General features: G+C 73.4%; 12 protein-coding genes. 9 read left to right on the forward strand and 3 right to left on the reverse strand.

Features of this window, described 5'->3' with window-relative positions; all coding sequences use genetic code 11:
- Positions 1–51: 51 nt before the first annotated feature.
- Genes ACIP5W_RS17040 through ACIP5W_RS17055 form a run of 4 tightly spaced genes read left to right on the forward strand, consistent with a single transcriptional unit; the run spans position 52 to position 4,185 of the window.
- A complete protein-coding gene (locus ACIP5W_RS17040) occupies positions 52–1,188 on the forward strand; it encodes an acyl-CoA dehydrogenase family protein (RefSeq protein ID WP_401473276.1) in 1,137 nt (378 codons plus the stop codon).
- A gap of 35 nt (positions 1,189–1,223) precedes the next feature.
- Positions 1,224–2,828 (forward strand): 4-coumarate--CoA ligase family protein, encoded by a 1,605-nt coding sequence (locus ACIP5W_RS17045; RefSeq protein ID WP_401473279.1) that lies wholly within the window; start codon positions 1,224–1,226, stop codon positions 2,826–2,828.
- A 20-nt stretch (positions 2,829–2,848) separates the two neighbouring features.
- A complete protein-coding gene (locus ACIP5W_RS17050) occupies positions 2,849–3,586 on the forward strand; it encodes an enoyl-CoA hydratase family protein (RefSeq protein ID WP_401473338.1) in 738 nt (245 codons plus the stop codon).
- Entirely contained in the window at positions 3,574–4,185 is a 612-nt protein-coding gene (locus tag ACIP5W_RS17055) for a TetR/AcrR family transcriptional regulator (protein ID WP_401473282.1), read from the forward strand. Before ACIP5W_RS17050 ends, ACIP5W_RS17055 begins: the two co-directional genes overlap by 13 nt.
- Positions 4,186–4,227: 42 nt before the next feature.
- On the opposite strand, the gene pdxH is transcribed toward ACIP5W_RS17055, so the two are convergent.
- Positions 4,228–4,857 carry a pyridoxamine 5'-phosphate oxidase gene (gene pdxH, locus ACIP5W_RS17060; protein ID WP_401473341.1) on the reverse strand — a complete coding sequence of 210 codons (630 nt, stop codon included), beginning with the start codon at positions 4,855–4,857 and terminating at the stop codon, positions 4,228–4,230.
- A 281-nt stretch (positions 4,858–5,138) separates the two neighbouring features.
- On the opposite strand from pdxH, the gene ACIP5W_RS17065 reads away from it, so the two are divergent.
- Positions 5,139–6,266: a citrate synthase 2 gene (locus ACIP5W_RS17065; protein ID WP_401473285.1), complete on the forward strand. Its 1,128-nt coding sequence runs from the start codon at positions 5,139–5,141 to the stop codon at positions 6,264–6,266.
- 16 nt (positions 6,267–6,282) lie between these two features.
- On the opposite strand, the gene ACIP5W_RS17070 is transcribed toward ACIP5W_RS17065, so the two are convergent.
- A complete protein-coding gene (locus ACIP5W_RS17070; protein ID WP_401473288.1) occupies positions 6,283–7,311 on the reverse strand; it encodes an isopenicillin N synthase family dioxygenase in 1,029 nt (342 codons plus the stop codon).
- Between the two features lie 680 nt (positions 7,312–7,991).
- Here ACIP5W_RS17070 and ACIP5W_RS17075 point away from each other — a divergent pair.
- The 3 genes from ACIP5W_RS17075 to ACIP5W_RS17085 all read left to right on the forward strand — a co-directional run bounded on the left by ACIP5W_RS17075 (position 7,992) and on the right by ACIP5W_RS17085 (position 10,466).
- Entirely contained in the window at positions 7,992–8,423 is a 432-nt protein-coding gene (locus ACIP5W_RS17075; RefSeq protein ID WP_401473290.1) for a RidA family protein, read from the forward strand.
- 31 nt (positions 8,424–8,454) lie between these two features.
- Positions 8,455–8,907 carry a GNAT family N-acetyltransferase gene (locus ACIP5W_RS17080; RefSeq protein WP_401473293.1) on the forward strand — a complete coding sequence of 151 codons (453 nt, stop codon included), beginning with the start codon at positions 8,455–8,457 and terminating at the stop codon, positions 8,905–8,907.
- A gap of 125 nt (positions 8,908–9,032) precedes the next feature.
- Positions 9,033–10,466 carry a PAS domain-containing protein gene (locus ACIP5W_RS17085; protein WP_401473296.1) on the forward strand — a complete coding sequence of 478 codons (1,434 nt, stop codon included), beginning with the start codon at positions 9,033–9,035 and terminating at the stop codon, positions 10,464–10,466.
- A 35-nt stretch (positions 10,467–10,501) separates the two neighbouring features.
- Here the strand turns inward: ACIP5W_RS17085 and ACIP5W_RS17090 are convergent, their stop codons facing one another.
- Positions 10,502–11,257, reverse strand: coding sequence for an SIS domain-containing protein (locus ACIP5W_RS17090; protein WP_401473299.1), 756 nt, complete (start codon positions 11,255–11,257; stop codon positions 10,502–10,504).
- Between the two features lie 226 nt (positions 11,258–11,483).
- Between ACIP5W_RS17090 and ACIP5W_RS17095 the strand changes: the two genes are divergently transcribed.
- The gene (locus tag ACIP5W_RS17095) at positions 11,484–12,176 is read left to right on the forward strand and encodes a metal-dependent transcriptional regulator (RefSeq protein ID WP_401473302.1); all 693 of its coding nucleotides are present in this window, start codon (positions 11,484–11,486) and stop codon (positions 12,174–12,176) included.
- Positions 12,177–12,500: the final 324 nt, after the last annotated feature.

Here is a 12,500-nt window from a genome sequence, read left to right on the forward strand (position 1 = left end):
CCCGCCGCGTGAGCGCCCCGCCCTCCACGACCCGCACGCGAAGGAGCCACGATGACCACCCTGATCGAGTCCGACGAGCACAAGGCGCTGCGGGCCGCGGTGTCCGACTTCGCCCGGCACCGGCAGGCCTGCGACAACGGCACCCTCTGGCGGGAGGCCGCCAAGCTCGGCTACATCGGCGTCAACCTCCCCGAGGAGTACGGCGGGGGCGGCGGCGGCATCGCCGAACTCTCCCTCGTCTCCGAGGAGCTCGGCGCCGCGGGGTCCCCCCTGCTGATGATGATCGTCAGCCCCGCCATCTGCGGCACGGTGATCTCCCGCTTCGGCACGGACGCCCAGAAGCGGGAGTGGCTGCCCGCCCTCGCCGACGGCTCCCGCCTCATGGCCTTCGGCATCACCGAGCCCGACGCCGGCTCCAACAGCCACCGCATCACCACCACCGCCCGCCGCGACGGGGCGAGCGGCGACTGGGTGCTGACCGGCCGCAAGGTCTTCGTCTCCGGCGTGGACATCGCCGACGCCACCCTCGTCGTCGGCAGGACGGAGGACTCCCGCACGGGCCGCCTCAAGCCCTGCCTGTTCATCGTCCCGCGCGACGCCCCCGGCTTCACCCGGCGCCCCATCGACATGGAACTGCACAGCGTGGAGAAGCAGTTCGAGCTGGTCCTGGACGACGTACGGCTGCCCGCCGGGGCACTGGTCGGCGACGAGGACGCGGGGCTGCTCCAGCTGTTCGCCGGCCTCAACCCGGAGCGCATCATGACGGCCGCCTTCGCGATCGGCATGGGCCGCCACGCCCTCGGCAAGGCGATCGCGTACGCCCGCGAGCGCACCGTCTGGAAGACCCCCATCGGCGCCCACCAGGCCATCGCGCACCCCCTCGCCCAGGCCCACATCGACCTGGAACTGGCACGCCTGATGATGCAGAAGGCGGCCCGTCTGTACGACGCGGGGGACGACGTCGGCGCGGGCGAGGCCGCCAACATGGCGAAGTACGCCGCCGGGGAGGCCTGCGTGCGGGCCGTCGACCAGGCGGTGCACACCCTCGGCGGCAACGGGCTCACCCGCGAGTTCGGCCTCGCCTCGCTGATAACGGCCTCGCGCGTGGCGCGTATCGCCCCCGTGAGCCGGGAGATGATTCTCAACTACGTCTCCCACCAGACCCTGGGCCTGCCCAAGTCGTACTGACCGCGCGGCCATCCGCCGGGCAGCGAGGAGGAACCGTGTTCCGCAGCGCGTACGCAGACGTCCCGCCCGTAGAACTCCCTATCCACGAAGCCGTGCTGGGCCGGGCCGCCGACTTCGGCGACCTGCCCGCCCTCGTCGACGGCACCGACGGCACCACCCTCACCTACGAGCAGGTGGACCGGTTCCACCGGCGGATCGCCGCCGCCCTCGCCGAGGCCGGCGTCCGCAAGGGCGACGTCCTCGCCCTGCACAGCCCCAACACCATCGCCTTCCCGATGGCGTTCTACGCCGCCACGCGCGCGGGGGCCACCGTCACCACCGTGCACCCGCTCGCCACCGCCGAGGAGTTCGCCAAGCAGCTCGGCGACGCGACGGCCCGCTGGATCGTCACCGTCTCCCCGCTGCTGGAGACGGCCCGCCGGGCGGCCGAACTGGCGGGCGGCGTCCAGGAGATCTTCGTCTGCGACAGCGCCCCCGGCCACCGCTCGCTCATCGACATGCTCGCCTCCGCCGCCCCCGAGCCGCAGGTCGCCATCGACCCCGTCGAGGACGTCGCCGCCCTGCCCTACTCCTCGGGCACCACGGGCGTCCCCAAGGGCGTGATGCTCACCCACCGGCAGATCGCCACCAACCTCGCCCAGCTCGAACCGGCGATCACGGCGGGGCCCGGCGACCGCATCCTGGCGGTGCTCCCCTTCTTCCACATCTACGGCCTCACGGCCCTCATGAACGCGCCGCTGCGCAAGGGCGCCACCGTCGTCGTCCTGCCCCGCTTCGACCTGGAGACGTTCCTCGCGGCCGTCCAGAACCACCGCATCACCGGCCTGTACGTGGCCCCGCCGATCGTCCTCGCCCTCGCCAAACACCCGGCGGTCGCCCAGTACGACCTGTCGTCCCTGCGGTACGTCATCAGCGCCGCCGCCCCCCTGGACGCCGGCCTCGCCGCCGCCTGCGCCGCCCGCCTGAACCTGCCGTCCGTCGGCCAGGCCTACGGCATGACGGAACTGTCGCCCGGCACCCACGTCGTCCCCCTGGACGCCATGGACGAGGCCCCCGCCGGCACCGTCGGCAGGCTCATCGCCGGCACCGAGATGCGCATCGTCTCCCTCGACGACCCCGGCAAGGACCTCGGCGTCGGCGAAGCCGGCGAGATCCTCATCCGCGGCCCCCAGGTCATGAAGGGCTACCTGGGCCGCCCCGACGCCACCGCCGCCATGATCGACGCCGACGGCTGGCTGCACACCGGCGACATCGGCCGCGTCGACGGCGGGGGCACCTCCCGCCCGAGCGAAGCCGGGAGCGGGGGAGGCTGGCTGTTCGTCGTCGACCGGGTCAAGGAACTCATCAAGTACAAGGGCTTCCAGGTGGCCCCCGCCGAACTGGAGGCCCTGCTCCTCACCCACCCCGGCGTCGCCGACGCCGCCGTCGTCGGCGAGTACGACGACGACGGCAACGAGGTGCCGCACGCGTACGTGGTCCGCCAGCCGACCGCCCCCGGCCTCTCCGAGGGCGAGGTCGCGATGCACGTCGCCGAACGCGTCGCCCCGTACAAACGCGTCCGCCTCGTCACCTTCGTCGACGCCGTCCCCCGGGCCGCCTCGGGGAAGATCCTGCGCCGCGAACTGAGGAAGCGCCCATGACCGCACCGGAGGAAGCGCCCATGACCGTGCCGATCGGCCGCACCCGTGACCGCGGTGTCCAGACACTCAGCCTCGACGCCGTCGACACCCGCAACGCCCTCTCCGCCGCCCTCGTCGCGGAACTCGCCGCCGCGCTCGCCGACTGCGCCGCGGACCCCGGGGTCCGCGCGGTCGTCCTCACCCACACCGGCGGCACCTTCTGCGCCGGCGCCGACCTGCGCGACCCGCCCGACCCGGACGCCTTCGTCGCCCTGCTGCGACAGCTCGTCGAGCTGCCCAGACCGGTCGTCGCCCGTGTCACCGGACACGTCCGCGCCGGCGGCCTCGGCCTCCTCGCCGCCTGCGACATCACCGCCGCCTCCACCGCGTCGACGTTCGCCTTCACCGAGGTCCGCATCGGGGTGGCCCCGGCCGTCATCTCCCTGCCGCTCCTGCCGCGCACCGACCCCCGGGCCCTTTCCCGCTACTACCTCACCGGCGAACGCTTCGACGCCTTCGAGGCGGCCCGCATCGGCCTGCTCACCGCGGCCGCCGACGACGTCGACGCCGTGCTCGCCCCCGTCCTCGACGGCCTGCGCAAGGCCGCACCCCAAGGCCTGGCCGAGACGAAACGACTGCTCACGGTTAGGGTGCTGGAGGCGTTCGAGCGGGACGCGGCCGATCTCACCGCGCTCTCCGCCCGCCTGTTCGCCTCCCCGCAGGCCCGCGAGGGAATGACGGCCTTTCTCGAACGACGGGAACCCGCATGGGTGTTGTGAGCCCGGTCGACCGCGACCGCGCCCCCAAGCAGGACCGCAGCCGGGCCACCCGGCAGCGGCTCCTGGAAGCCGCCGTGGCGTGCCTCGCCGAACACGGCTGGGCGGGCTCCACGGTCTCCGTCGTCGCGGAACGGGCGGGCGTCTCCCGCGGCGCCGCCCAGCACCACTTCCCCACCCGCGAGGACCTCTTCACCGCCGCCGTCGAATACGTCGCCGAGGAACGCTCCCTCGCCCTGCGCGCCCTGTTCCCGCAGGGCGCGGCGGGTGACCGGCGCGCCGTCGTGTCCGCCCTCGTCGACCTCTACACCGGCCCCCTCTTCCGGGCCGCCCTGCACCTGTGGGTCGCCGCCTCCAACGAGGAACAGCTCCGCTCGCGCGTCACGGAACTCGAGGCCCGCGTCGGCCGCGAGACCCACCGCATAGCCGTCGACCTGCTCGGCGCCGACGAGTCCGGGCCCGGCGTCCGCGAGACCGTCCAGGGCCTGCTCGACATGGCCCGCGGCCTCGGCCTCGCGAACCTCCTCACCGACGACCGCCCCCGCCGCGACCGGGTCGTCGCCCAGTGGGCGGCCCTGCTGGAACAGAACCTCGGCCGGTGAACGCCCCCTGCCGCGCGAGCACGGGGACGAGGCGGCCCGCCCTCAGGGGCTGAGCCGCTCCACCCGCCAGCCGCCGTCCGTCTCCGCCACGTACCGCAGGCGGTCGTGCAGCCGGTTCTCCCGGCCCTGCCAGAACTCCACCGACTCCGGCACCACCCGGAAACCGCCCCAGTGCGGCGGCACCGGCACCTGCTCGCCCTCCGGGTAGCGGGCCGCCAGCTCGGCGTAGGAGGCGTCGAGATCGTCGCGTGCCGTGATCACCGCGGACTGCACGCTCGCCCACGCGCCGAGCTGGGAGCCGTGCGGCCGGGTCCGGAAGTACGCCGCCGTCTCGTCCCGCCCGGTGCGCCGGGCCACCCCCCGCACGATGACCTGCCGGGCCACCGGGTGCCATGGGAACAGCAGGCTGACGTGCGGGTTCTCCGCGAGTTCGCGGCCCTTGCGGGAGTCGTAGTTCGTGTAGAAGACGAAGCCGTGCGCGTCGAAGTGCTTCAGCAGCACCGTGCGGGAGGAGGGCCGTCCCCGGGCGTCCGCCGTGGAGACGATCATGGCGTTGGGCTCGAACAGGTGCGCCTCCGCCGCGGCCTGCCGGAACCAGTGCGCGAACTGCTCCACGGGAGTGGCGGCCAGATCGGCCTCGTCGAGGCCTTCCGCCCGGTACTGCTTGCGCATGGAGGCGGGATCGGGAGAAACGGTTTCTGCATGGTCCACGCCGTCATCTTGCCGCACCGGAGCCGTCGGCAGCAGTGTCCCCCGCCCACCCGAAGATGGCACTGAGTGCCGCGACATCTCCCCAAAGGTGGCACTCGGGGTTATGGTGCTTGTGCCATCCCGGTTGCGTGACCGCCGAGTGCACGGGGCATCACCGGAGTGACCGCCCAGGACCGCGAGTCCCCGCACGGACCGTGGATCCACCGGCGCCACCTGTCGCACACATCACGAGGAGCCGCCTGATGTCCGACTTCGTACCCGGACTCGAAGGAGTCGTCGCGTTCGAGACGGAGATCGCCGAACCGGACAAGGAGGGCGGCGCACTCCGGTACCGGGGCGTCGACATCGAGGACCTCGTCGGCCACGTCTCCTTCGGCAACGTGTGGGGCCTGCTGGTCGACGGCGCCTTCAACCCCGGACTGCCGCCCGCCGAGCCGTTCCCCATCCCTGTCCACTCCGGTGACATCCGCGTCGACGTCCAGTCCGCGCTCGCCATGCTCGCCCCCGTCTGGGGTCTCAAGCCGCTCCTCGACATCGACGCCGAGCAGGCCCGCGAGGACCTCGCCCGCGCCGCCGTCATGGCGCTGTCCTACGTCGCCCAGTCCGCCCGTGGACAGGGCCGTCCCATGGTCCCGCAGAGCGAGATCGACAAGGCCCGGTCCGTCGTCGAGCGGTTCATGATCCGCTGGCGCGGCGAGCCCGACCCCAAGCACGTCGCCGCGGTCGACGCCTACTGGACCTCCGCCGCCGAGCACGGCATGAACGCCTCCACCTTCACCGCCCGCGTCATCGCCTCCACCGGCGCGGACGTCGCCGCCGCCCTCTCCGGCGCGGTCGGGGCCATGTCCGGCCCGCTGCACGGCGGCGCCCCCTCGCGCGTCCTCGGCATGATCGAGGAGATCGAGCGCACCGGCGACGCCGAGGCCTACGTCAAGCAGGCCCTCGACAAGGGCGAACGCCTCATGGGCTTCGGCCACCGCGTCTACCGGGCCGAGGACCCCCGCGCCCGCGTGCTGCGCCGCACCGCCCGCGAACTGGGAGCGCCGCGCTTCGAGGTCGCCGAGGCCCTGGAGAAGGCAGCCCTCGCCGAACTCCACGCCCGTCGCCCGGACCGGGTCCTGGCGACCAACGTGGAGTTCTGGGCGGCCATCGTCCTCGACTTCGCCGAGGTCCCCGCCCACATGTTCACGTCGATGTTCACGTGCGCCCGCACCGCCGGCTGGTCGGCGCACATCCTGGAGCAGAAGCGCACCGGCCGCCTCGTCCGCCCCTCCGCCCGCTACACCGGCCCCGGCTCCCGCGGCCCCCAGGAGATCGAGGGATACGCGGACATCGCCGACAACACGGGCATCGCCGACACCGCCCACTGACCCGCCCGGGCGGCCGTCACGCGGGGCTGAGCAGCTCCGCGTGATGCCGCTCGGCCACCAGCGGATGGGCCCGCAGCTTGCCCTTCAGCTCGTTGAAGCCGTACTCGGCGAACAGCGGATTGGCCGGATCGTCAGTCACGCCGGGCGCGGCGGAGGCGTACGGGAAGGGCAGCGGCTCCACCCGTGCGTCGAGGCGCGGGTTGTAGAAGAACGGCACGGAGAACCGCTCGACCGCACTCGGCGGCGACACCACCCGGTGGTTGGTGGCCACCAGGTACCCGTTCGTCGCCACCTCCAGCAGCTCACCGAGGTTGACGACGAACGCCCCGGGCAGCGGCGGGACGTCATGGAAGAGTCCGTCCTCCCGCTGCACCTGGAGCCCGCCCACCCGGTCCTGGAGCAGCAGCGTCAGGAACCCGTAGTCCTTGTGGGCCCCCACCCCCTGGCCGGCTCCGTCGCCGGCGCTCCCCGGATAGCGCACCAGCTTCAGATGCGGGTGCGCCCGCTCCCCGAACACCGGGTCGTAGAAGTCCGCGGGCGCCCCGATCGAGGCGAGCAGCTCGTGCAGCAGCCGCTGCGCGACGCCGCTGAGCCGCTCGACCCACCGCAGCGCGGCCACCCGCAGCTCGGGCAGTCCGGCGGGCCACTGGTTGGGTCCCTCCAGCCACCAGTACGCGGGCTCCCCGGGCCCCGGCACCCGCGCCGGCCGCTCCGCCCCGATGTCCAGCTGGTCCCGCCAGTCCTGCCAGCCCCCGGTCCGCTCGTCACCGGTGCGCGTGTAGCCCCGGAAGTGCGGCGAGTTCACGTTGTCGATCGCGAGCCGCTCGGCCTCGGGCAGTGCGAAGAACCGCCGCATCGCGGAGAGCAGCGCCGCCGTCTCCGCCTCGCTCACCCCGTGCCCCACGAGCTGGAAGAACCCCACGTCGTGCGCGGCGCTGTGCAGTTGCGCGCGCAACAGCTCCCGGGCCCCGGGCCCGCGGTCGGCGGCGGAGAGATCGATGATCGGCAGTTGCTGGTACGACGGGTTCGTCGACACGTTCGTCATGGTGCGTCCGCGGGGTGTACGGGTCCCGCGCGAGCGCCGTGGGTGGGGCGGGCGCACGGGTGCCAGGTGGGCAGAGAAGAAGGGGGGAACACGGGCGGTTGCCGAACCGCGAAGGGGGCCGGACGGCTCAGAGGGAGCGTCGACAGCCCATGCTCGTGACGCGGACGTAGTCCACGTGGCGGCGCCGAACGAGCGAAAGCATGCGGTCAGGGTACTCCCCGCCCGCGCATTCGTGCGTGGCGTGCGTCACGTACCGAAGAATCCACGGTCGGTCGGCTCGGTCGCCTCGGCAGGCTGGGCCGCCTCGGTCGCCTCGGCCGCCTCGGCCGGCTCGACCGGCGGAGGCCCGGTGGCGGCCGGGGAACGCAGACGACCCGCGAGTCTGGTCCTCCGGGGAGGGCCGGCCGGACGTACCGGCGACTCGCGGGTCGGGTGACTGCTGGGATTGGGCCGGCTGCACGCGCCTTTCACGTGCGGGTCCGGCACCGCACTCGGTGTGGTGACGGGCCGCTAGCCCGCAGCCACCTCACGCGTCCGGTTCTCGTACATTCGCCGAACCACCTCCCTTCTCGTGTGCTCGCCACCTTAAGAAACGTCCCGCCGTCCGTTCAACCATTTTTTCCTGAGGCCCGTCCAGGAGACCGGTGGACGTGCGTGCGCCGCTCACCTAGCGTTCCCGCATGACCTCACCCATGGCCGAGCGGCGCGCCGTCCTCAGCGGCTCCCCCTTCGAGGAGCAGATCGGGTACGCGCGGGCCGTCGTCGACGGCGACCGGGTGCACGTGTCGGGGACGACCGGCTACGACTACGCGACGATGACCATCTCGGACGACGTGGTCGAGCAGGCCGAGCAGTGCCTGCGCAACATCGGGGCCGCGCTGGCGGAGGCCGGATGCGCTTTCGCGGACGTCGTGCGGGTGCGCTACCTGCTGCCCGACCGGGCCGACTTCGAGCCCTGCTGGCCGGTGCTGCGCGGCTGTTTCGGCGAGGTGCGGCCGGCGGCCACGATGATGGTGTGCGGGCTGGCCGACCCGCGGATGAGGATCGAGATCGAGGTGGACGCCCGCCGCCCCGCGCGGCAGGAACCGGGGCCGGACCCGCAACTGCGTTGACGGCCGTCCCGCCGCACGGTTGCCTGGTGCCGTGACCGATCTTCGTCTTCGCATCGCGCCGGTCGCCGGTGCGGCCATGCTCGAGCAGTGGCGGCACGTCCACAACACGGTCGTGCCCCCGGCCGCCATGTCCCTCGACGAGGCACGCGCGCGTGCCGACCGCCACCGCCTGGAGAACGCCTACCTCGGCGACGTCCTCGTCGGCTGCTCCACGCTGCGGCCCCCGGCGGGCGAGGAGGCGGTGGCCACCGTCATCGCGCGCGTGCTGCCGCCGTACCGCCGCCGCGGACACGGCACCGCGCTGTACGAGAACGGTCTCGCCCACGCGCGCGTGCTGGGCGCCCGGGCGGTGGAGACGTGCGTGCTGGCCGTCAACGAGGACGGCCTGCGGTTCGCCACGGCGCGCGGGTTCGTCGAGACGGAGCGGTACGCGCTGGACGGCGAGGACGACATCTGGGTCGACCTGCGGCTGGCGGCGCTCTAGCGGACCGGGGCGTACCCGGCGGGACCGGCGTACGACGATTCCCCGGCAATCTTGCGGGAACCATGTGTGGGCTGCGTCACGTTCAAGTTCAATGAGGGCACGCGAGCGAAGCTGAGGGGGTCCGGGTGAGCGCTTCCCGCCGTAGTGGGACCACCGACGAACTGGGACCGGACGAGCCCGAGCGGCCCGGCCCGGAGGGTCCGGACGGCTCGGACCTGCTCGCCGCGCTGCTCGACGGGATGGACGCGGCCCTGTGCGCCTTCGACGCCGACGGCGTCGTCACCCACTGGAACCGCGAGGCGGAGCGCATCCTCGGCTGGACCGCCGCGGAGGCGGTCGGCCGGCCCGGCTTCGCCGGCTGGGCGGTGCGCGAGGCGGACGCCGAGGAGATCGAGGGCCGGCTGATGGCCGCGATGCGGGCACCCGGCCGGCAGGTGCACGAGTTCGCGCTGCTCACCAAGGACGGCGGCCGGGTCCTGGTGCGCACCCAGTCCGCCGCCGTCCGCGGCCCCGACGGCAGACCCGCCGGGCTGTACTGCGCGTTCAGCGAGGTGCACACCCAGATCGACCTGGAGCGCTCCATCGCCCTGAGCGAGGCCCTCTTCGCGGACGCCTCCTGGGGCGTGGTCCTCGTCGACGCCGACCTGCGCCCCGCCGTCGTCAACGCGCACGCCGCCCGCGCGCTCGGCACGGGCCGTACGGCGGTCCTGGGCCGTCCGCTGGGCGACCTGCTCACCCGGGGCGTCGAGGAGCTGGAGAACGCGTTCACGCACGTCCTCGCCGAGGGCGCCCCGCCCGCGCCCGCCGAGATGTGGGTGGGGGTGCGGACCCCGGACGGCGAGAAGCGGCGCTGCTGGCGCAGCGGCTTCGTGCGGCTCGCCTCCCCGCTCGCCGAGGAGCCGGTGCCGCTCGGCGTCGGCTGGCTGTTCCAGGACGTCACCGAGGCCAAGCAGGTCGAGCAGGAGGCGGCCCTGCTGCGGTTCCGGACGAACCAGCTGCACCGGGCGTCGCGGGCGGCCGCCGAGTGCGAGGACCCGGCGGAGGCGGCGACCGTCCACCTCGACTTCGCCCTCGCCGGCTTCGCCGACCACGCCGTGATCGACCGGGTCGCCGGCGCGCCGCGGGCGGACGGGGAGCCGGACGCCCCGCCGCGTCTGGTGCGGGTGGCGGCCACCCCCTCGGGCGGACCGGGCCCCAGCGTCCTCACCGGCCACGCCGGGCTGCCCGTGGGGTACGCGGAAAGCCACCCGGCGCTCCAGTGCGTGGCCCGCGCCGGCTCGGTGCGCGCCTCCGCGGGCAAGGGGGCGCCGGAGCGGGCCCGCGAGTGGGCGAGGGCGCGGCAGTGGCCCGAGGACACCGTGCACGCGCTCTGCGCGGTCCTGCGCAGCCGCGGCCGCACCCTGGGCGTCGTGACGTTCCTGCGCACGGCGGGCCGTACGGCCTTCGAGCGCTCCGACGCGACCTACGCCGAGGACGTCGCCGTCCGGATGGCTGCCGCCCTCGACCTCGCCGGTCCCGTCGGTCCCGTCGGTCCCGTCGGGAGCGGCGACGAGGTCTGACACGCGCGGGAGCCCACCACCGCGGGCGCGGCTTCTCAGTGCCGGTAGAAGATCCGGTCCCGGTACTCGTCCATGATCCGGCCGTTCCAGTCGTGGCCGCCGTCGACGTTGCCGGAGCGCAGCAGCGGGGGCTCGATGCCGCGTTCCGCGAGGGAGGCGGCCGCGGTGGCCATGACCGCCTGGAGCAGGGCCGTGGTGACGACGGTGGAGGCGGGCGCGAAGGGCGCGGGGACGGTGTCGAGGGTCAACTCGGCGTCCCCGACGGCGATCTTCGAGTCCAGGACGAGGTCGCAGTGATCCTTCAGGAACGTCCCCGACCGGTGCCGGGACGTCGTCCCGGTGGCGTACGCCACCGAGGTCACGCCGATGACCTTCACGCCCAGGGCGCGCGCGTCGAGGGCCATCTCCACCGGGAGGGCGTTGCGGCCCGACAGCGAGATGATCACCAGGGCGTCGCCCGCGCGCACCGGCGAGGTGTCCAGGACCGCGCCCGCCAGGCCGTCGACGCGCTCCAGGGCGGAGCCGAGGGTGGCGGGCGTGACGTCGACGCCCACGACGCCCGGCACCGCGAGCAGGTTCATCAGGGCCAGGCCGCCCGCGCGATAGACGACGTCCTGCGCGGCGAGGGAGGAGTGGCCGGCGCCGAAGGCGAACAGGCGTCCCCCGGAGGCCACGGTGTCGGCGAGGAGGACACCGGCGGCCTCCACGGCCTCCGCCTCCTCGTCGCGAACCCGCTGCAACAGGCCGATCGCGGCGTCGAAGAACTGCGCGGCGGGCGTGCGGTCACTCATCCGAGGGGCCCCTTTGCCGAATCCGGTGTCCGTGTCCGTGTCGCGGATCACCGTGCGGTCCGGACCAGCGCCCTGTCAACACGGCCGGGGAAGGGGCGGCCCGGCGTAACCCCCTCGTTTCGGCGGCGAGGCACGCTTGTCAGAGGTATCCGGCAGAATTGAGGCCAGGGCCAGCGCACGAGCCGGAGAGCCGTCCAGCCTCCGGCAATCTCATCGAGGGGCACGTATGTCCGGACTGATCGACACCACGGAGATGTATCTCCGCACCATCCTCGAGCTGGAGGAGGAAGGTGTGGTCCCCATGCGCGCCCGGATCGCCGAGCGGCTCGACCAGAGCGGGCCGACGGTCAGCCAGACGGTGGCCCGTATGGAGCGGGACGGCCTGGTCTCCGTGGCCAGCGACCGGCACCTGGAGCTGACGGACGAGGGCCGCCGCCTCGCCACGCGCGTGATGCGCAAGCACCGCCTGGCCGAGTGCCTCCTCGTCGACGTGATCGGCCTGGAGTGGGAGCAGGTCCACGCGGAGGCGTGCCGCTGGGAGCACGTGATGAGCGAGGCCGTCGAGCGCCGGGTCCTCGAGCTGCTGCGTCACCCCACCGAGTCGCCGTACGGCAACCCCATCCCGGGACTGGAGGAGTTGGGGGAGAAGGACATCGCCGATCCCTTCCTGGACGAGGGCATGGTGTCGCTGGCCGAGCTCGACCCGGGTCTGGAGGGCAAGACGGTCGTCGTGCGCCGCATCGGCGAGCCGATCCAGACGGACGCGCAGCTGATGTACACGCTGCGGCGGGCCGGCGTGCAGCCGGGCTCGGTGGTGAGCGTGACGGAGTCGGCCGGCGGCGTGCTGGTCGGCAGCGGCGGCGAGGCGGCCGAGCTGGAGGCGGACATCGCCTCCCACGTGTTCGTCGCCAAGCGTTGACGGTGGCGTCGGTCCACTAGGGCGTGTTTCGAAAGTCCCTCCCCCAGAGGGGGTGCCCCCAGCCCGGCGGCGTCCGGCACGCACTCCCCCGGAGGGGGCACCCCCAGCCGTGTTGTCGGGGTCACCCCGGTACAACCAGTGTCGGGGCGACCCTCCGCCTTGCGATCGCACGCACCGGACGCCGCCGGGCCTGCCCTTCGGGCAGACGACGCCACTTTCGAAACACGCCCTAGTAGGGCTTGGTCAGCTTCACTCGTGAGTGGCGTGTCTGTTTGCTCGTGGGTGTCGTTGAGCTGGTGTGACACCTGAGGAGATGACCGGGGT

This window comes from Streptomyces sp. NPDC088766 (assembly GCF_044750845.1).
Taxonomy (GTDB): domain Bacteria; phylum Actinomycetota; class Actinomycetes; order Streptomycetales; family Streptomycetaceae; genus Streptomyces.